At 52.2% G+C, this 19,989-nt stretch carries 15 protein-coding genes; 2 read left to right on the top strand and 13 right to left on the bottom strand.

What is annotated here, in order from left to right; translation table 11 throughout:
- Nucleotides 1-16: 16 nt before the first annotated feature.
- Nucleotides 17-1,015 (bottom strand): 2-keto-3-deoxygluconate transporter, encoded by a 999-nt coding sequence (gene kdgT / locus ACQ0PY_RS22220; protein WP_042999090.1) that lies wholly within the window; start codon nucleotides 1,013-1,015, stop codon nucleotides 17-19.
- 700 nt (nucleotides 1,016-1,715) lie between these two features.
- Between kdgT and proP the strand changes: the two genes are divergently transcribed.
- Together proP and pmrR are read left to right on the top strand one after the other, a co-directional pair.
- Nucleotides 1,716-3,218, top strand: a complete 1,503-nt coding sequence (proP, locus tag ACQ0PY_RS22215; RefSeq protein WP_042321219.1) for a glycine betaine/L-proline transporter ProP — start codon at nucleotides 1,716-1,718, stop codon at nucleotides 3,216-3,218.
- A gap of 62 nt (nucleotides 3,219-3,280) precedes the next feature.
- Entirely contained in the window at nucleotides 3,281-3,370 is a 90-nt protein-coding gene (gene pmrR / locus ACQ0PY_RS22210; RefSeq protein WP_042999091.1) for an LpxT activity modulator PmrR, read from the top strand.
- Here the strand turns inward: pmrR and pmrB are convergent.
- From pmrB to ACQ0PY_RS22150, 12 genes are all read right to left on the bottom strand, one after another.
- Nucleotides 3,367-4,452, bottom strand: coding sequence for a two-component system sensor histidine kinase PmrB (gene pmrB, locus ACQ0PY_RS22205; protein ID WP_042999092.1), 1,086 nt, complete (start codon nucleotides 4,450-4,452; stop codon nucleotides 3,367-3,369). The genes pmrR and pmrB overlap by 4 nt on opposite strands.
- Nucleotides 4,453-5,127 (bottom strand): two-component system response regulator BasR, encoded by a 675-nt coding sequence (basR, locus tag ACQ0PY_RS22200; RefSeq protein WP_042999093.1) that lies wholly within the window; start codon nucleotides 5,125-5,127, stop codon nucleotides 4,453-4,455.
- A complete protein-coding gene (gene eptA, locus ACQ0PY_RS22195) occupies nucleotides 5,124-6,767 on the bottom strand; it encodes a phosphoethanolamine transferase EptA (protein ID WP_109739565.1) in 1,644 nt (547 codons plus the stop codon). The genes basR and eptA overlap by 4 nt, the downstream gene beginning before the upstream one ends.
- A gap of 98 nt (nucleotides 6,768-6,865) precedes the next feature.
- On the bottom strand, nucleotides 6,866-8,203 hold the full coding sequence (adiC, locus tag ACQ0PY_RS22190; RefSeq protein WP_042999095.1) for an arginine/agmatine antiporter: 1,338 nt from the start codon (nucleotides 8,201-8,203) through the stop codon (nucleotides 6,866-6,868).
- A 128-nt stretch (nucleotides 8,204-8,331) separates the two neighbouring features.
- Nucleotides 8,332-9,093, bottom strand: a complete 762-nt coding sequence (locus tag ACQ0PY_RS22185; protein ID WP_042999096.1) for an AraC family transcriptional regulator — start codon at nucleotides 9,091-9,093, stop codon at nucleotides 8,332-8,334.
- A gap of 333 nt (nucleotides 9,094-9,426) precedes the next feature.
- Nucleotides 9,427-11,694 (bottom strand): arginine decarboxylase, encoded by a 2,268-nt coding sequence (gene adiA / locus ACQ0PY_RS22180; protein ID WP_150547122.1) that lies wholly within the window; start codon nucleotides 11,692-11,694, stop codon nucleotides 9,427-9,429.
- Nucleotides 11,695-11,924: 230 nt separating this feature from the next.
- Nucleotides 11,925-12,560, bottom strand: a complete 636-nt coding sequence (locus ACQ0PY_RS22175; protein WP_042999098.1) for a DUF2238 domain-containing protein — start codon at nucleotides 12,558-12,560, stop codon at nucleotides 11,925-11,927.
- A gap of 144 nt (nucleotides 12,561-12,704) precedes the next feature.
- On the bottom strand, nucleotides 12,705-14,351 hold the full coding sequence (fumB, locus tag ACQ0PY_RS22170) for a class I fumarate hydratase (protein ID WP_109739564.1): 1,647 nt from the start codon (nucleotides 14,349-14,351) through the stop codon (nucleotides 12,705-12,707).
- Between the two features lie 76 nt (nucleotides 14,352-14,427).
- Nucleotides 14,428-15,768 carry an anaerobic C4-dicarboxylate transporter DcuB gene (gene dcuB, locus ACQ0PY_RS22165; RefSeq protein ID WP_042999100.1) on the bottom strand — a complete coding sequence of 447 codons (1,341 nt, stop codon included), beginning with the start codon at nucleotides 15,766-15,768 and terminating at the stop codon, nucleotides 14,428-14,430.
- 634 nt (nucleotides 15,769-16,402) lie between these two features.
- Nucleotides 16,403-17,122, bottom strand: a complete 720-nt coding sequence (gene dcuR, locus ACQ0PY_RS22160; RefSeq protein WP_042999101.1) for a two-component system response regulator DcuR — start codon at nucleotides 17,120-17,122, stop codon at nucleotides 16,403-16,405.
- Nucleotides 17,119-18,750: a sensor histidine kinase gene (locus ACQ0PY_RS22155; RefSeq protein WP_044264069.1), complete on the bottom strand. Its 1,632-nt coding sequence runs from the start codon at nucleotides 18,748-18,750 to the stop codon at nucleotides 17,119-17,121. Before ACQ0PY_RS22155 ends, dcuR begins: the two co-directional genes overlap by 4 nt.
- A gap of 121 nt (nucleotides 18,751-18,871) precedes the next feature.
- On the bottom strand, nucleotides 18,872-19,822 hold the full coding sequence (locus ACQ0PY_RS22150; protein WP_109739563.1) for a nickel/cobalt transporter: 951 nt from the start codon (nucleotides 19,820-19,822) through the stop codon (nucleotides 18,872-18,874).
- Between the last annotated feature and the right edge of the window lie 167 nt (nucleotides 19,823-19,989).

Raw genomic sequence — 19,989 nt, 5'->3', positions numbered from 1 at the left:
AGGAGAGGGCTGATGATTAGTGGTGTGCGGATTCCGCTGTCGTTTCTTCCACACCAGCAGGAGCCGGTAGCCTGGCGAAGCGTTTGGCGTAGAGCGCGGTAATAATCGGCACCAGAATCGCCGTGACCACTACGCTGGCAGCGACCAGCGCCGTCGCGGAGGCGGCAACCGGTTCAAACGCCGGGTTGATTTGCGCGATGATCACCGGGTTGGCAACGGCGGCACCTGCCGCAGAGGACGCCGCGACACCTGCAGTACCATTACCACCACCGATCACACGGTCCGCAATAATCAGTGGAATACCGGTGATGACAATGACCGCCACACCCAACAGGATACCCAACAGACCGGTATCAACAATCACACCCAGGTTAATGGTGTTACCCAGCGCAAAACCGAAGAACGGAATCAGTACCGGCGTTGCTTTGCTGAAGAACGCACGCAGATCGTGGTCAAGGTTGCCCAGCGTGAAGCCAATCAGGAACGGCAGTACTGCGCCGATAAAGTGATGCGGTTCAAAGGAGCCCAGACCCGCAGCGCCCAGAATCACCATTGTCATCAGCGGACCGGATTCCAGCGACATCAGAACGAATGCGCCGGACTCTTCTTTCGTACCGTACTGGTTCATCAGGCTGGCATACAGACCGCCGTTGGTCATATCCATCGCGGAAACAATCGCCAGTACGGAAAGACCGGCAAAGAAACCGGTCTGAATACCGGTATCCGGAATAAACGAGGCGGCAATCATTGCCACTACCCACGCCACGGCAATTTTGGTAATGACCAGCGTGCCGGATTTACGCAGAACCGTACCGGTTGCGCGTAAATCAATTGATGCACCAATACAGAAAAACCACACAGCAAGAATTGGTACCGTGCCGGTAATCATGCCTTTTGTAAAGGAACCAAAATAAGCACCGGTATTCGGTGCCAGGGTATTTACAACCGCACCCAGCAGCAATGGAATCAACATCATCCCACCAGGGATGCGTTCAATGGTGGCTTTAATTCTCATAAATGTCCTCACTTCTTGCCCGTGGAACATACGGGTAAGGTGGCAAAAAATATTAAAATTCAGAAGGTTGTATCTGGAAAGTATGCAGGAAAACCTACATTCTCTTTATGTTCTACGTAACGATTGCACCGTGTATCGGCGTTTTTCGCTTCCCGGTGGTATTGCAACGACTATTATCTTGCATTCATTGGAATGTTGATTCAATCAAAACGAAACGCTGTTTTAGTTATCTTTGTCACATAATCAATGTAAACATTCCCGCGCGATCTGAATATTTAAAATTACCGTAAAGAAGTTGTGAAAAATGAGAGGGAATTGCCTGGCAGAATAATAATAACTGCAGTGACTTTTTATGAAGCAAGCACAACAAAATAGAGATCGAAAACGTAAAAAAGAACAACTCTGTGCTTTAAAAAAAGAGACTCAGGATCACCTTATTTACCTCCGTTGACGAAACCCAAACATATATGTGAAGTTGATCACAATTTTAAACACTGGTAGGGTAGATAGCTCATTAACCGCCCAAATCAGGCGTCAACAGGTTCGGTTGTACAGACCTTAACCAGTCCGTGTAAGTAAACCTGCTACGCTTGTTACAGGAGTTGCGTCTGAGCAACCCCGCGCTCGACGGTGACGTTGCGCCCAGTGCGCCAGTGCAGTCGATATGCCGCGAGACAGGGCTTAGTCTACGAGGACAGCTATGCTGAAAAGGAAAAAAGTAAAACCGATTACGCTTCGTGATGTCACGATTATCGATGACGGTAAATTGCGAAAGGCGATTACCGCTGCTTCGTTGGGTAATGCGATGGAGTGGTTTGATTTTGGGGTTTATGGTTTTGTTGCTTACGCATTAGGTAAAGTGTTCTTCCCGGGGGCTGACCCCAGCGTGCAGATGATTGCCGCCCTTGCTACTTTCTCTGTTCCCTTTCTGATTCGTCCGCTCGGTGGTTTGTTCTTCGGTATGCTCGGCGATAAATATGGTCGCCAGAAGATTCTTGCCATCACCATCGTGATTATGTCGATCAGTACCTTCTGTATCGGTCTGATACCGTCCTACGCCTCGATAGGCATTTGGGCACCCATCCTGCTGCTGCTGTGTAAGATGGCGCAGGGCTTCTCCGTCGGCGGTGAGTACACCGGCGCGTCTATTTTTGTGGCCGAATATTCCCCGGACCGTAAACGCGGCTTTATGGGAAGCTGGCTGGACTTCGGCTCCATTGCCGGGTTCGTGCTGGGGGCGGGTGTGGTCGTCCTGATCTCGACGGTGGTCGGAGAAGAGAACTTCCTTGAATGGGGCTGGCGTATTCCGTTCTTTATCGCCCTGCCGTTAGGGATTATCGGACTCTATCTGCGTCATGCGCTGGAAGAGACCCCGGCGTTCCAGCAGCACGTCGATAAGCTGGAACAGGGCGACCGGGAAGGCTTGCAGGACGGACCAAAAGTGTCCTTTAAAGAGATCGCCACTAAGCACTGGCGCAGCCTGTTGGCCTGTATTGGCCTGGTGATTGCTACCAACGTCACCTACTACATGCTGTTGACCTATATGCCGAGCTATCTGTCGCATAACCTGCATTACTCTGAAGATCACGGCGTGCTGATTATCATCGCCATTATGATCGGGATGCTGTTTGTCCAGCCGGTGATGGGACTACTGAGTGACCGTTTTGGTCGTCGTCCATTCGTGATCATGGGTAGCATCGCGCTGTTTGCCCTGGCAATCCCGGCCTTTATTCTGATTAACAGTAATATTATCGGCCTGATTTTTGCCGGTCTGCTGATGCTGGCGGTGATCCTCAACTGCTTCACCGGGGTCATGGCGTCTTCACTGCCAGCTATGTTCCCGACACATATTCGTTACAGTGCGCTGGCGGCGGCATTTAATATTTCGGTACTGATTGCCGGTCTGACGCCAACGCTGGCGGCCTGGCTGGTGGAAAGCTCGCAGAATCTGATGATGCCTGCTTACTACCTGATGGTGATTGCGGTGATTGGTTTCATTACCGGTATCACCATGAAAGAGACCGCGAATCAGCCGCTGAAAGGGGCAACGCCCGCCGCCTCGGATATTCAGGAAGCGAAAGAAATTCTCGGTGAACACTACGATAATATCGAGCAGAAAATTGAGGATATCGATCAGGAGATTGCGGACCTGCAGGCGAAGCGTACGCGCCTGGTGCAGCAGCATCCGCGAATTGACGAGTAAAGCTTAAGGTTTGCTTAATCTCTGACTGGCACACTCTCTTCCATACCCTGGAGGAGAGTGTGATGAAACAGCGTATTTATGAAAGTGTCACGACCGTATTCAGCGTACTGATTGTCAGTAGCTTCCTGTACATTTGGGTCTCAACCTACTAAACCTTCTTCAACAGCACCGAGGCGCGGGTTCCGGTGGTTCCACTGCGATTTTGCAGGAAAAACTGCCCGTGGTGCAGCTGCGTAATGCGGCTGACGATGCTTAACCCCAGACCGATTCCACCGTAACGGCTGTCCATGCGGACGAAGGCTTTGCTGAGTTCGCCGCACTTGCTTTCATCGATCCCCGGTCCTTCATCTTCTACCGCCATTGTCATTGTTGCTTCGTCATCAACGTTCAGCGTAATGGCGATGGTGGTGCCTTCCGGACTGTAGCGATGGGCATTTTCCACCAGATTACGCAGCAGCATCCGCAGCAGCGTCGCGTCGCCCTGAACAGCCGCATCGTCCTGACTGTCAGGCAGCAGGAGTGTCTGTTCGCGCTGTTCCAGCATCGTGCTCAGCTCATCGTAAGACGGCAGGATCACATCTTCCAGCAATCTGACATGCTGATAATTTCCCGATGAAAAAGACTGACCCACGCGGGCGAGTTGTAAAAGCTGCGAGACGCTGTCCATCATTTGATCAAGACGACCCAGCAGCGGCGCGACATCCACGTGATGCGCTTTTGACAGCAGTTCCAGATGCAAACGGACGCCCGATAGCGGTGTTCGCAGTTCGTGCGCCACGTCGGCGGTAAACAGACGCTCGTTTTCGATGGTCGTGGTCAGTCGATTGACCAACTGGTTGAGCGCCGAAACGACCGCTTCAATTTCGACCGTTGAGCTGTGAATGTCGATAGGGGAGAGATTATCCGCCGTGCGGGTTTCTAATTCGTGTTGCAGGTTGGCGAGCGGACGGGTAATGCGGCGAACGGCCTGATAGCAGATGAACAGCGTTAACCCCACCATAAACAGGCTGGGGACGATCAGACTGGCGACCGCCTCGCGGATTTCATGCATGATGTGGCGATCGTTATTGCGGTTATCCCGCAGCGCCTGTTCAAACAGCTGGATCTGCTCAGTGCTTTCATGCCAGAGCCAGAAGGTGCTGATGAGCTGGAAAACCAGCAAAATCATGCCGATGGTGATCATCAGCCGCCGACGCAGGGTCATGGGCTGGCGTAGAAAACGCTTCAGATTCAATTAGCTTTCCTCAGTCGCGGTCGCCACCAGCATGTAGCCAAAGCCGCGCACGGTACGAATACGGGATTTGCCCACTTTATCGCGCAGGTTATGGATATGCACTTCCAGGGTATTGGTGGACGGTTCGTTATCCCAGTTATAGATGTCGTTATAGAGAATTTCCCGGTGCACCGGGCTTCCCGATTTCAGCATCAGACGCGACAGCAACGCGTACTCTTTAGGGGTAAGAATTAACTCCTCTCCCTCTTTCCACACCTGTCGACGGCCCATGTTCAGCGTCAGGTTGCCGACGACCAGTTCACTCTCGCCCTGGTTATTGTGACGACGCAGCAGCGCGCGGATCCGGGCGTGCAGCTCTTCCAGCGCAAAAGGTTTCACCAGATAATCGTCGGCCCCGACGTCCAGCCCGGAAATCTTATCGCCGAGCGTGTCCCGCGCAGTAAGGATCAGCACCGGCAGGGTATATTTTTTCTGCCGGATGCGAGCAAGGAAATGCAGGCCATCTTCGTCAGGCAGGCCGAGGTCCAGCACCACCAGACTGTAATGACCGGTTTCCAGACATTGCTCAGCCGCACGGGCGGTCGACACGCCATCGCAGGCGTACCCTTCGGTTTGTGCCGCCAGAATCAGGCCCTGCAAAAGCAGCGTATCGTCTTCAACAATCAGTATTTTCATTGCGTGGTTCTCCTGCAGGGCTGCAGAATATCATCTGCGGCCTGATATTGCGTGGTCTGTACGCCGGTCAGTCCCAGCATGGTCGAGAAAAGATTGTCCTGCGAGTAATCCTGAGTACGCGCCTGTTTTTGCAGGCAACTGGCATCAACCTGATAGCGCTGCTGATAATCCTCTGACAGCCACAGCAGCATCGGCACATGCTTCTGGGAGTCTGGCGCAATGGCATACGGCAGGCCGTGCAGATAAACGCCGTTTTCACCCAGCGACTCGCCGTGGTCGGAAAGATACACCAGGCTGGTGGTAAATTTATCCTGATGCGCTTTCAGAAGATTAATTGTTTTATCAACAATATAGTCGACATACAGCACGGTATTATCGTACGTGTTCACTAATTGTTCCTGTGAACAGGTCTGGATTTCATTGGTATCGCAGGTTGGGGTAAATTTCCTGAACTGCGGCGGGTAGCGGTTGTAGTAGGTCGGGCCGTGGCTGCCGATGGTATGCAGTACAATCACCCCGTCACCTTGCAGGTTGTTGATGTACTCTTCCAGACCGTGGAACAGAACCTCGTCATAGCATTCGCCGTCGATGCATTCCCCTTTCAGATTTAACGCCGTCATATTCTGATGCGGCACGCGGTCGCAGGCGCCTTTACAGCCGCCATCGTTGTCATTCCACAGTACGTTAACGCCCGCGCGCTGGATAATATCGAGCATCCCTTCCTGATGCTGCGCCAGCTCTTCGTCGTAATGCTTACGCGGCATGTTAGAGAACATGCACGGTACAGAGACCGCCGTAGCGGTACCACACGACGTGGTGCGTGGGAAGTAAACCACATTATCTTTTGCCAATAGCGGATTGGTTTTGCGGGAGTAGCCGCCGAGCGAGTAGTTTTCGCCACGTGAGGTTTCACCGACGATCAGGATAGTCAGATTTTTGCGCTTCTCTTGCTGCATCACCGGATTACGATGGGCGTCTTCCCCGATGCGTACCAGCGGCAGGTGCGCGAGGCGCTGATGGGAGTACCATGACCAGCTGGCGACAATGCCGTTAGACGGGCTGAGAGCTTTGACCAGTTCTTTATTGTTGCGAAACAGTGAGGCGTAATCTTTATAGAAAAAGGCCGCCACCAGCACGATCAATAACACGGATACCAGCACGTTGGCAGCGCGATACAGCACGCTGCGCAGGACAGGCGTGGTCGGTTTGATTTTAATCCAGCAGGCAACGATGGCCGCCACAATGCCGCTAAGACCGAGCGTGAGCACCATTCGCGGCGTCATCAGGGCGAACGTTTCGGCAGGCGTCGTATCCACCATATTGGCAATCATTGAGCGGTCAATGATGATGCCGTAGGTCATGATGAAATACTGCGCCGACGCGGACATTAGAATAAACAGGCAGGCCAGCAGGCGGTTCAGCCACAGGAAAGAGGCCAGCGTCAGGACAATATTCATGACGCTGAACGCCACGACCGGCATCGACAAGAAGACCAGCACGTTACGCAGGGAATCCAGCGGCAGATTCTGCACAACCTGTTTGTAGAACGCGATGTTCAGACAAACAGACAAATAGAATGAAACCAGTAGTAACCAGGCCAGCAGGCTGAGAAGAGGTCTTTTGACAATGCGCTTTAACATGGTGGAGCTTCCGTAGACTAATTAGCGCAGATCCTCGCAAAGTAAAGTTAAGCCAACCTTAAGAACTTAAGGTTGGCTTCATCGTGTAAAAGAGGGGATTAACTGCGGTTAACCGGCGCATCCAGTGGGAAGGGGTTTTTGTGGATCCGGTTGTAGTTCAGGGCGTACAGCGCGGTGATGATCATCAGGGTCACGAATGACCACATCACCTCTTTCGCGCCGGACCCCACCACTGCCCAGATGCAGTAAATAAAGGCCACAAAGGTTACCAGCAGATAGAGCGGACGCGCTTTGCCGAAGTGTCCGTGACCGAGCAGCAGCAGCGCGGCACAGGTGTACAAATAGGGCACCAGCGTAAAGATGACGGACACTGAAGAGACGAGACCAAACTCTTTCGCGGCGTTCGGCGACATACTGCTGAACTGGAAGATAGTCATCAGAATCCCGACAATAATCAGCCCGGCAACCGGTGTGCCCGCCTTATTTACACGGGCAAAAATCGGTGGGAACAGACCGTCATCGGCGGCGGCTTTCGCGGTCTGTCCGGCCAGCAGCGTCCAGCCGCCCAGCGAACCTAAACAGCCTGCTGCCGCGCAGAAGGAGACAATCGCGCCGGCGGTGTTACCCAGCGCCATACGTGCCGCATCACCGAACGGTGAAGCGGAGACGCGCAGCGCGGCGTTAGGGATCATCCCCATGATGGCGGTGGTGGAGAGCACGTAGCACACAGCCGCGATCAGCACCCCGCCAATGGTGGCAATCGGCACATTGCGTTTCGGGTTTTTGACCACCCCTGCCGCTACCGAGGCGCTCTCGACCCCGATGAATGACCACAGGGTGACGTTAAGGGTGCTCTGAATCGCGCCGAAGGTGTTCATGCCGCTCACGTTCCAGGCCGCCATGTAGGTTTCGCCACGGAACCAGAACCAGCCAAACACCGCGATACCGACGATGGGGACCAGCGCCAGCACGGTGGCGACGGCCTGAACGCGGGTGATCATTTTCGGACCGACAATATTGAGCAGAACGAAGATCCACAGCACCACGACGCAGGTCAGGGTCAGCACCAGCGGATCTTTCAGAATGGGGAAGAAGTAGCTCAGGTAACCGACGCCGATAACCACCATCGCGATATTACCGATCCAGCAGGCCAGCCAGTACAGCACGTTGGTCTGGTAACCGAGGAACGGCCCAAAGCAACGACGAGCATACGCGTAAGAACCGCCGGGACTGGGATCTAAGGACGACATTTTTGCGTAGACCATCGACAGCGCCAGCGCGCCGATAATCGTGACTAACCATCCGTAGATTGCAATCCCGCCGGTGGCGGCCAGGTTCGCAGGGAGCAGGAAAACCCCTGAACCCATGATATTCCCCGACACCATTAAGGTGACGGGGATTAAGCCCACTTTGTGAGCATCAGCATCCGAGGACATAATTAATCTCCTGAAGGGAACAATAAATGATGTCTCATAATACGCCTTCAGGTGTCGGTTGAATTATGTGCGACGTGGGTTATCGCTAATGCTGATATTATCGTAGCTCATTACAAAATGCTCAAAAATCACGCTGCCGTACGGTCTTTAAACTGGCTGACATAATGTAGCGGGGTCATGCCATAATACTCTTTGAACACAGAGATAAAGTAAGATGTACTGTTATAACCACACAGTTCGGAGACCTGGGATATATTCTTGCCATCCATCAGAAGTTGATTAACGGCGTAGCGCATGCGGCAAGTGGTGATGATTTGACTGTAGCTGGTATTTTCGCTTTTGAGTTTCTTCTTTAGCAAACTTGGACTCAGACAGAGACAACGGGCGACCTGATTAAGATTCCACGCTTTATGAATGTCACTCTCGATAATATGGTAAACGCTGTCGCTGACGCGGTTTCGCAACATAAACATCAGCAGGGACAAAAACTTCTTACTGTCGAGAAAGCGGGATAACACGGCGAACAACAGGCAGCGTGTACGTTCTTCTTCGCCAGGGCTGTCGGTATGCGCAATGCTGTGTTGTGCTGCCACCCGGAAGACATCGGGGGTCACACATTCAGCGGTTAATACCGGTGAGGAACTCCGTTGCCAGAGTGGAATATTTGAAAGATCTTTATTTAAAAAGCGAAGATAATCTTTAATTATATCTCGGCTAATATGTGCGACCAGTGCGTTATTAATCGATGAGATATCGATGATATTGTTTTCACAGGCGATGAGTGCCATATGATTCGCTTTTAAATTGATAGCCTCTTTACCGTTTACTCGTAGCCAAACGTCTTTTTCGGTTAACACGACAATGCAAGGATTATTGCTGAAAATTCTCATACCCTAACTCCCGAATATGAACATAAAATATCCTTTCTCGCCAAAGGGGAGAGATAAAGCAGATATTTTGATTTGTATGACGAATGAAGTCCGCATTAAAATAATGGTTTTGTCTGGAAATACAATAGGCGACAGATAATTGCTATGTACAGAAACTTTTACGCGGTGGAAACCATGCATAAGGGATAAAAAAAGCGCGGGGAGCACCCGCGCAAAAAGGTATGACAATGGTAGTTTTTCTCAGCAATACTCAGGAAACGCTCGTCATAACCCTACGGCCTAAACCAGGCTGCGTCAGGGTGGCCATGTCATGACGCAGTCGTCGGAATAGATTTACGCTTTCACGCACATTACGTGATAGACGCCATCAATGATTTCAGTGCCTTCGGTTTCATGTTCGAAACCAGGGAAGTGGTGATCCCAGGATTGCAGGGCGCGGAGATAGCCCACCTGCGGACTGTTTTCATCACCGAAGTTCTCGCCGGAAAGCAGCATCGGAATTCCCGGCGGATAAGGGATCACCGAGTTTGCTGCAATGCGACCCGGCAGTTTATCAATGGCCACCATTTCGATGTTGTCGTTAACGATAGCGTTATAGGCTTCACGCGGCGTCATTGCGGCAACCGGCAGGCCGGAATAGGCGGCGTTGAGTTTCGCGCCTGGGTTGTTTTCCCGCAACCAGGCGAACATCCGATCGCCCAGGTCGTGAATACCCATATTGGCGTAGGTTTCAGGGTGTTCGTCGACCAGTTCCGGCATGACCTGCGCCAGTGGGGTGTTGGCATCGTAGTGATGTTTAAATGAGCACAGGGTGTTGATCAGAGTTCCCCATTTCCCACGGGTGATGCCCATCGAGAACAGGAACATGATCTGGAAATCGGTGGTGCGGGTTGGCACGATTCCGTGACGTCCAAGCCAGGCGGTGACCAGCGCGGCAGGCACCCCCGTCTCTTCCAGTTCGCCGTCGTCACCCATCCCCGGTGCGAGAATGCTGACCTTGATCGGGTCAAGCATGCTCCAGTTATCGGGTAAGTCTTTAAAGCCGTGCCAGGATTCGCCCGGACGCATCACCCAGCAGTTCTGGTCTGTTGCCAGCAGTTTCGCCGGTGCGTCAGCAAAATCGAATGTTTTCCCGGTCTGCGGATCGGTGACCACTTCTTTGTTCCACGGCTTGAAGAACCAGTCGCCGTCGGCTCTGAACTCTTTATACAGACGCGCCATGGCCTGGCGGAAGTCGATGGCTTCGTCGATCACTTCCTGAGTCAGCGACAGGCCGCTGTTGCCGTCCATCATGGACACCGCCACATCGTTGGATGCGCAGATGGCATACAACGGCGAGGTGGTGGCATGCATCATGTACGCCTGATTGAAGCGGGAAAAATTCACCGCGCCGCGACCTTCACGCACATGGATGTAAGACGCCTGAGAGAGGGCGTTCAGCAGTTTGTGCGTAGAGTGGGTGGCAAAAACGGTAGGACCACTGTGATCGCCCGGTTCACCGCGCATCGCATAGTGGTCGGCGTAAATCGGGTTAAAGCGGGCGTAGCCGTACCAGGCTTCGTCGAAGTGAATGCGGTCGGTAGTTTGCGCCAGTAACGCCTGTGCGGATTTCGCGTTATAGCAGACACCGTCGTAGGTACAGTTGGTCACCACGCTATAAGACGGTTTTTGTCCTGTCTTCTCTTTGGTCAGCGGGCTTTCGCTGATTTTTTTCTGTAAGGTTTCCGGCTGCATTTCCTGTGGGTAGATAGGGCCAATGATGCCGTAGCGGTTACGGCTGGGCACCATATACACCGGTTTCGCCCCGGTCAGGATCAACCCCTGTTCAATCGATTTATGGCAGTTACGGTCCAGCACCACCACATCGTTATCGGTCATACAGGCCTGCATAATGGTACGGTTGGAGCCGGATGTCCCGACCACGACGGACCAGGAACGGTCTGCGCCAAAGACCCGTGCAGCATATTTTTCGCTTTCGCCAAAGGCCCCGGTGTGATCAAGCAGAGAACCCAGCGAAGCACGTTCAATCCCCATGTCGCTGCGGAACAGGTTTTCGCCGTAATAATCATGATAGAAGCGGCCGGCAGGCGTTTTGGTAAAACCAACGCCGCCCTGGTGGCCCGGTGCAGCCCAGGAGTATTCGTGGATATCGCTATATTTCATCAGCGCACTAAACAGCGGCGGCAGCAGTTGCTGACGATAACGGCTCATGGCGGCGACCGCGCGCCCCGCGATAAAGTCAGCGGTGTCTTCGAGGATCCAGGCGAACTCATCGACAAGCTCCAGCATATCGCGGTCCAGCGAGGCGGTGGCTTTCTCTCTGTCACCTAACAGAAAGACCGGCACATTTTGCTGGCGCTCATGAAGCTTACCGATCAGTTCTCTGACATTTTGATGTTCATCAGGCTGTTCCATTTGATAGCTGAACATCAGGCAATCAATGGCTTCGTTTGCCGACAGGATGGCGTAGCCGTCGTCGAAAGACGTGGACTTAATGACGGTAACATTTTGCCGACTTAAGGCGTCTGCCAGACGTTCCACGGCCTTGCCAACCCAGGTGTCCTGATGCAGAAATTCACTTTCAACAATTAATACTTTCATCATCTCTTACCCGGTTGTGGAGGAATCTGTGATGCGGGCAAGTATTATCCTGACTAAAAAAGGTGTAAAGAGGGCGCGAAACGACGGGGATTCATCAATAATTGTTTATAAACAATGGATTAAAGTGATTTGCCAGCCGTTTTTGGCGATGGTTTATCGACAGCTGAATTATTTTTTGAGCTGATAGTGATATCGCCGGAGCCTGTGTATGCCTCCGGCAGATAAATACGTTATGCGTCGGGGGGCGTTAATCCATAGCGCTGCAACTGACGGCTATGCACTCCCGCCAGCAACGTTACCGTAGTTAATGAACCCAGCAACGCGCAGAACATGTCTGACTGGGTATCCCACGGGTCGCCCTGCGTGCCAAGGAAATCGTCCGCGCCCTGTCCCATCGCCAGCGCGGCCCACCATTCAATTAACTCATAGGTGGCACTGATCGCCAGCGCCACGCAGCAAACCAGAAATGCCAGCATCTTACCGCTGCGAACACTCTTTGTGCGTAGCAGAATTTCGCGCGCCACCAGTGCCGGAACCAGGCCCTGGAAGAAATGGCCGAGCTTATCATACGGATTTCGGCTTAAGCCCAGCCACTCCTGCACTTCAAAGCCCACAGGGACTTTGGCATAGGTGTACATACCGCCCACCATCAGGATGATGGCGTGGAAAAAAATCAGGGTATAAAGCAGAGGAGTGAGCGGGTAGCGCTTTGCGGTTGTCAGCAGCAGCGGTATCACAATAATGACCGGCGTAACTTCCATCAGCCAGGTGGTTTTCTCACCTGCCGAGAAGCCAGTGTAGATCAGGATAAGCGTCAGGATCAGTGCGCCGATATTCAGCAGGGTGGGGTTTAATGTGCGGATCATGGTGATTTCGCAAGTGATGGAAAAGGCTACTATTCACCGAAGTGGTCGAAAATTCAATGTCAGCCATGACGGGAAAAGGTGGCCCGGGGGGATCACCGGACTGCCTTCAAACGTTGAGAGCAGTCCGGTGCCGGGCCGAAGAGGTTATTTCGTGCAGTTAGCGCACTGCTTGTTCACTATCTGCTGGAAGAAATCGTTGCCTTTGTCATCGACCAGGATGAACGCCGGGAAATCTTCCACTTCAATTTTCCAGATCGCTTCCATACCCAGTTCCGGATACTCAACGCATTCCAGATGCTTGATACTCTGCTGCGCCAGAACCGCTGCCGGGCCGCCAATGCTGCCCAGATAGAAGCCGCCGTGTTTATGGCAGGCATCGGTCACCTGTTGGCTGCGATTGCCTTTTGCCAGCATGATCATGCTGCCGCCGTGCGATTGCAGGAGATCAACATAGGAGTCCATGCGGCCTGCGGTGGTCGGTCCTAATGAGCCTGAAGGATAGCCCGCCGGTGTTTTTGCCGGACCGGCGTAGTAGATCGGGTGATCTTTAATGTACTGCGGCAACCCTTCGCCAGAGTCGATACGTTCTTTCAGCTTCGCATGCGCAATATCACGACCGACGATAATGGTTCCGGTCAGCGACAGACGGGTGGAAACCGGGTACTGTGAAAGCTGTGCCAGGATCTCTTTCATCGGGCGGTTGAGGTCAACTTTCACCACTTCGCCTTCACCGGCCTGACGCAACGCTTCCGGGATGTACTGGCCTGGGTTGTGCTCCAGTTTTTCGATCCAAATCCCTTCGCGGTTGATTTTGGCTTTGATGTTACGATCCGCCGAGCAGGAAACGCCCATGCCGACCGGACAGGAGGCACCGTGACGCGGCAGGCGGATCACGCGGATATCGTGGGCGAAATATTTACCGCCAAACTGCGCGCCAAGACCGAGTTTTTGTGCCTCTTCCAGCAGTTCCTGTTCCAGTTGTGTATCACGGAACGCCTGACCGTGCTCGTTGCCTTCGGTCGGCAGCGCATCGTAGTAATGCGTGCTGGCGAGCTTCACGGTTTTTAGCGTGCTTTCTGCAGAAGTGCCGCCAATCACAAAGGCGATATGGTACGGCGGGCAGGCTGCTGTTCCCAGCGTCCGCATTTTCTCAACGAGGAAGTTTTTCAGCTTGCCCGGGGTGAGCAGCGCTTTGGTTTCCTGGTACAGGTAAGTTTTGTTGGCGGAACCGCCGCCTTTCGCTACGCACAGGAATTTATACTCATCACCATCGACGGTGTAGAGGTCGATCTGTGCCGGCAGGTTGGTACCGGTATTCACCTCTTTGTACATATCCTGCGCGGCGTTTTGCGAATAGCGCAGATTGTCTTCGATGTAGGTGTTGTACACCCCTTTTGACAGCGCCGCTTCATCACCGCCACCAGTCCAGACACGCTGGCCTTTTTTCCCCATGATAATGGCCGTGCCGGTATCCTGACAGGTCGGCAGAATGCCTTTGGCGGCGATTTCAGAGTTTCTCAGGAATTGCAGGGCAACGTATTTATCGTTTTCGCTGGCTTCGGGGTCATGAAGAATGGAGGCGACTTGTTGCTGATGTTCGGGGCGGAGCATGAAGGAGGCATCGTGAAAGGCTTGTTGCGCCAGCAGCGTCAGGGCTTGCGGCTCAACCTTCAGTATGGACTCACCTTCAAACTCACTCACGCTGACATAATCGGAAGTGAGCAGGTAGTACTCTGTTTCGTCTTTCCCCATCGGGAAAGGTGCCTGATAGAAGAACGCTTTATTTGACATGTGCTTCCAGCCTATTGATTTCTTTTAATATCATAAGTGACGTGCCGCCCGGTGACGGACGGCACGCGGGAGACCTTTACAGGAATCCGTACATGGCAGCAAAGATCCAGCCAAAGACGCAGGAGACGCTCACGCCAATCAAACCCGGGAGAATAAAGCTGTGGTTGATGACGAAGCGACCAATGCGGGTGGTTCCTGAACGGTCGAACTGAATGGCGGCCAGATCGCTCGGATAGGTCGGCAGAATGTAGTAGCCGTAGCACGCCGGGGCAGACGCCACGATGTAGGCCGGGTCAACGCCAATCGCCAGCGCGACCGGAACGATAGCCGCCAGCGCCGCTGCCTGAGAGTTAACGAATTTAGACACCAGCAGCAGAACAATCGCATAGGCCCACGGATACTCTTTCACCATGTTACCCAGCACACCTTCGATTTCTGTCATGTGCGCGCCGAACATGGTTTCCGCCATCCAGGCGATACCGTACACCGCCACAATCGCGATCATACCTGAACGGAAGACTTCGTTTTTAGAGATTGAAGCGGGATTGGTTTTGGTCAGAATAATAATCAACGCGCCGGTCAGCAGCATGAACATCTGGATAACCAGCACCATCGACAGCGCTTTGCCACCGAATGAAGGGCGAAGTTCAGAGAAGGCACCCAGGATAGCGACGACAGCAATGGCGGCAAGGAAGATCCACATCGCAAGCCAGTTGCTTTTCGGCAGCTTTTTGTCCAGCAGTGTAGCGGTATCGCCATACACGTAGTGATGGTTTTCCGGTACGGAGATGAATTTCTGGAAGTCTTCATCTTTATCCAGATCTTTACCACGGAACCAGCTGAAAATACCGATAGCCAGAATACCAATCAGCGTGGACGGGATAGTGATCGCCAGCAGGTCGAGGAATTCGAGGTGTTTGCCTTCAAACGTCACATTACCCAGCATGGCAACCAGAGAAACCACCGCCACCGATACCGGACTTGCAATGATCCCCATTTGTGCGCCGATGGAGCTGGCGGCCATCGGACGTTCCGGGCGGATGTTATTTTTAATCGCCACGTCGTAAATGATGGGCAGAATCGTGTAGACCACGTGGCCGGTACCGCACAGGATAGTCAGGGTACAGGTCACGAACGGGGCAACGATAGAGACATATTTCGGGTTGCGGCGCAGCAGTTTCTCTGCGATCTGCAACATCACATCCAGACCGCCTGAGGCCTGTAGCGTTGCTGAGGCCGCGACCACGGCGATGATCACCAGCATGACGTCAACCGGTGGTTTACCCGGCTGGAGGTGGAAAACGAACACCAGAATGACCAGGCCGATACCGCCTAACAAACCCAGCGCGATACCGCCCTTTCTGGCACCATAAAACAAACATATTAATATTATGAGAAGTTGTATACTAAATAGCATTTATTTACCCTCGCGATAAAACCAGTCAATTTTGATAAATGGATCACAGCCATGTTCTGTTTTTTGTGTAATGGGCGCAGAGCCTGGCTAATATTCGTTTCGTCTGAAAGTGCGATTAGTTTTTAAACATCGAATAACGTTATTCCTAAGGACAGGAAAACTCTTATCGTTTTTTCAGGCTGTTTTCAGAGAGCACGACTCTCTGGCGATGGGCAGTGTTGAAAAAGAAGAGCAGAGGCAGGTTCGGGCTATTTTTTGTATCTTTATGAAAAACATGAACATATCATCTGCTCACAGAGTGTGCTTATCCTTAAGATGTAGCATGAGCTCCGTTGCTACCGTTTATCGTTTTTGTTAATCCGTCCGGTTATTTCCAGACTACTCCTTTGTGATTAAAAATACACACTCTGCGCAGGGGATAATACTTTATTAACTTTTGTTAGCGTTTTTGAAATTAAAAACAATGGCGTGTCGGATAATAATAACGCATTGAAAAATGTGGAATGATGCAATTATATTTGATCTGGCACAATTTCTGAATTTGCAGGAAGTAACCTTAACCTTTTTATTTTTTCATTATTGTAATAATTGTTACCAATATATAACGAAATAATGCAAGGTTAAGATTTATCTTCTACTGACAATATTGCTTAAGTAAAGAATAATGTTCTGCCTGAATACGGTAACGGTAAACCGGCCTGCCCGTAACGCCATAATGGATGCTGGTAACCAGAATATGACAGTTGACCAGCCAGATAAGATATTTGCGGCAGGAGACGCGAGAAATATTCACCGCATTTGCCAGTTCATCGGTTGAAAACTCATAATCCTGATGTGCATCGATCCACTGACACAGCGTGCGCAGCGTCTGCGGCGTCAACCCTTTCGGCAGGCGGCGGGTGTCCTGCTCACTGGACGCATTGCCGTGAATCAGTTGGTCCAGCTCTGACTGCTCATAATACTGGTGCTTATCCATGTCCCTTTTCTTTTGCAGCCAGCTGGTGAGGGCTTCCTCAAAGCGTGAGGCCTGAAACGGCTTGATTAAGTAATCTACAACGCCGTAGTGCAACGAATCCTTGATCGTCATGGCATCGGCGGCAGAAGAGATGACAATGACATCGCTTTTGCAGCCAGCGGCATGCAGAAGCGGTAGCAGGTCCAGCCCGTTCTCTTTCTGCATGTAAATATCCAGCAGAATCAGGTCAATCTGAACATCGCTATTAAAAATAACCTCTTTGGCTTTTTCCAGCGTTGAGGCGGTTCCGCAGCACTGAAAACCGGGGATCTGTGCGACATAGCGGCGGTTTAACTCCGCGACCATGGCGTCGTCATCGATAATAAAGACATTGATCATGTGCTGGCCCTCTCCCCATCCCAGGGTATTTGTACAAAAAATTGTGTGAAAACGCCAGGTTCGGATTCCACAAAAATATTGCCACCAAGACTTTCAACTTGTTGTTTAACAAGCGCTAAACCAACGCCGCGTTCAGTTCCTTTAGACGAGACGCCTTTATCAAAAATAGCGTCAAGGCGGTGCGGTTCAATGCCGGGACCATCGTCACTGACTTCACAATGTAGCCAACCATTGCGATAGTATAAGGAGACGCTGATCTCACCTCCTGACTGCTGTGCTAACGCGTCGATCGCGTTTTCAATCAGATTTCCGAGCGCGGTAATCAATACCGCAATTTGATCTTCATTGCCGCTGTCCGGTACCTGGCTGTCATGGCTAATCACCAGTTTGTGCCCTGAATCGGATGTGCGATTAATCTTACTAAGTAAAAAGCCAGCAATGACCGGCGATCTAATTTTGCCTAACAGTGAGCCGATCTCTTCCTGATAGTTGTTTGCCGTCTTAATAATATAGTCTTCAAGCTGCTTATAACTCTTCAGATGTAACAATCCCAGAATCACATGTAATTTATTCATGAATTCGTGGGATCGTTCACGGAGTGAGTCGGCATAGTTCACCATGCCATCCAGTCGCTGCATCAACTGGCGAACTTCCGTTTTGTCCCTGAAGGTGGAGATCGCGCCAATAATCTTGCCGTCGCTGCGAACCGGGACGGTATTAATGAGCAGCAACCGATCTTTGATGTTGATCTCTTCGTCGCGGTGCGACGTACCGTCGCGCAGCACTTCGCTGAGATCCACCACCTGCGACCATGCATGGCTGAGCGTGGAAAACTGGGGGTCATCCTGTGACTTACGGTAATCCAGCAACTCCTGGGCGGCCTCGTTGATTAACGTCACTTCGCCTTTGTCGTCAACGGCGATGACCCCCTCTTTGATTGATTGCAGCATCGCCTGGCGCTGTTCAAACAGGGTAGAAATTTCATACGGTTCCAGGCCAAACAGGATGCGTTTGAGCACTTTCACCAGCACCCATGTTCCCAGCAGGCCAACCAGCACGCCAAAAAGTACGGACCAGAGGATGCTGCCGCGACTGTCGTTAATCTGTTCGGTCACCCGACTCAGTTCCAGGCCGATTGCCACCACCCCAATCTGGTGGTGATTGTCGTCATAAATGGGGGTGAAAACGCGCAGCGCCTGGGCGAGAAAGCCCCGGTTGATGGCGATATTCTCTTTGCCATCCAGCGCCAGCAAAATATCGTCGCCCTTAAATGGTTGCCCGATGCGTTGGGCTTCCGGATGAGAATAACGCAGGCTTTTCATGTCGGTGACAACAATGAACAGCATATCGTTTCGCTTGCGCACCGCTTCGGCAATCGCCTGAATCCCGCTATCCTCGGGTTTTTTCATCAACCCCGCACGGATCTCCGGCGAGTCTGCCAGCGTCCGGGCAACGGCCAGCGCTTTGTCTGCCAGCGCATCACGCGTCATGTGGCTGATTTGTGAGAAGTAGAACAGATGGACGACCAGCAAGACAGAAAACAACACGGCGCTGACCATCAGTATCACCGTCGTACCGAGTTTCATCGGCCGTTCACGTAGCTTGCGACAAGGCAGGGAGTGTCTCATGGTGGTCCCGGGTTCACAGTTCGTGTGGATATTATCCCTATTGGGACGCGTAATTCAAAGGTGGCAGGGAAATTCACTGGGGCAGGTGTCCCATTATCGGATCATTATTACGCAGGTCGGATCAGCAACCTGCGGCAATATAATCGCCGTTGGCGCTAATCGGGATCACCGTTAAGAACAGAATTGTGGCAAACAGGATCAGCACCACACCGCCGACTATTTTCGCTGCAGGCGCAAGCCATTTCAGAGCGGGATGTCCTGTACCGAACCATGTGAGTGTCTGATTTCGGGCATAACGTACCGCCAGAGACAGTCCCATGATCGACAGCGCAGTGCCAAAGGACATGGTCATCACCGCTGCAATGCCCCAGGTGACGATACCGAGAGCATTGGAAAACAGCAGGATCATGATTGCCCCGCTGCATGGTCGGGCACCGATGGCGAGAATCACCCCCAGCCGGGTTTTCCAGTTACCGTCCACCAGCGTCTGCCCGACGCCGTGATGCCCGCAACCGCACTTCTCGTCATGGCTGTGCAAGGGAGTAAATCGGGTGAAGGTTATCGGGCGTATGGATTTAAGTGCCTGATAAATGAGAAACGCGCCGAATCCGGCGATCAGCGCAGCGCTGATTTTTTCAACGTACCATCGGCTGGTGCTCAAATCGCCGGCTGCCAGGTTAAAGCCAATCGCGAGGATAAACACAAACAGGATCGCACTGACTCCTTGCATCAGGCTGCCAATAAAAGGCACGACCCGCGCAGCCAGCAGGCTTTCCTTATTGGTACTCAGATAGGTCGTCACGATGAACTTTCCGTGTCCCGGTCCGATGGCATGCAGTACGCCGTACAGAAACGCCCCCGTCAGTAACCAGAAACCGCCGCTGTACTGATGATTATTCAACTGCAGCAGATACATCACCAGATAGCGATGCAGGGTGATTTGCGTCGCCAGACACCACTGAATAAATGCTCCCCAGTGCAGATGCAGGGTATAGCCGATCCCAAACAGTGTCAGCGTCAGGAGTCCTGCCAGCGACAGGCGCAGAGAGGGATGGCGTCCGGATACGATCATGATTCAGTCTGGCTATGGGGATGATGAAACAGTATAGCCCGTTTGCGGTAAGAACTCAGTTCACGCAGAAGGCTTTCTTCTTTTTGTATAACAAAAAATCATATTATTGCTAAATTAGCATAAAAAGTAATATGTTCCTGAACGCCAGGAATATTCATTTTGACCAG

The organism is Citrobacter sp. LST-B2, from assembly GCF_057983045.1.
Note: the sequence above shows the minus strand (reverse complement) of the source record. Positions and strands in the feature narration are given on the sequence as shown.

What these genes read in the sequence shown, in the direction of transcription:
- kdgT (WP_042999090.1), bottom strand. Translation starts at nt 1,015, where the DNA reads ATGAGAATTAAAGCCACCATTGAACGCATCCCTGGTGGGATGATGTTG.
- proP (WP_042321219.1), top strand. Translation starts at nt 1,716, where the DNA reads ATGCTGAAAAGGAAAAAAGTAAAACCGATTACGCTTCGTGATGTCACG.
- pmrR (WP_042999091.1), top strand. Translation starts at nt 3,281, where the DNA reads ATGAAACAGCGTATTTATGAAAGTGTCACGACCGTATTCAGCGTACTG.
- basR (WP_042999093.1), bottom strand. Translation starts at nt 5,127, where the DNA reads ATGAAAATACTGATTGTTGAAGACGATACGCTGCTTTTGCAGGGCCTG.
- eptA (WP_109739565.1), bottom strand. Translation starts at nt 6,767, where the DNA reads ATGTTAAAGCGCATTGTCAAAAGACCTCTTCTCAGCCTGCTGGCCTGG.
- adiC (WP_042999095.1), bottom strand. Translation starts at nt 8,203, where the DNA reads ATGTCCTCGGATGCTGATGCTCACAAAGTGGGCTTAATCCCCGTCACC.
- ACQ0PY_RS22185 (WP_042999096.1), bottom strand. Translation starts at nt 9,093, where the DNA reads ATGAGAATTTTCAGCAATAATCCTTGCATTGTCGTGTTAACCGAAAAA.
- adiA (WP_150547122.1), bottom strand. Translation starts at nt 11,694, where the DNA reads ATGAAAGTATTAATTGTTGAAAGTGAATTTCTGCATCAGGACACCTGG.
- ACQ0PY_RS22175 (WP_042999098.1), bottom strand. Translation starts at nt 12,560, where the DNA reads ATGATCCGCACATTAAACCCCACCCTGCTGAATATCGGCGCACTGATC.
- fumB (WP_109739564.1), bottom strand. Translation starts at nt 14,351, where the DNA reads ATGTCAAATAAAGCGTTCTTCTATCAGGCACCTTTCCCGATGGGGAAA.
- dcuB (WP_042999100.1), bottom strand. Translation starts at nt 15,768, where the DNA reads ATGCTATTTAGTATACAACTTCTCATAATATTAATATGTTTGTTTTAT.
- dcuR (WP_042999101.1), bottom strand. Translation starts at nt 17,122, where the DNA reads ATGATCAATGTCTTTATTATCGATGACGACGCCATGGTCGCGGAGTTA.
- ACQ0PY_RS22155 (WP_044264069.1), bottom strand. Translation starts at nt 18,750, where the DNA reads ATGAGACACTCCCTGCCTTGTCGCAAGCTACGTGAACGGCCGATGAAA.
- ACQ0PY_RS22150 (WP_109739563.1), bottom strand. Translation starts at nt 19,822, where the DNA reads ATGATCGTATCCGGACGCCATCCCTCTCTGCGCCTGTCGCTGGCAGGA.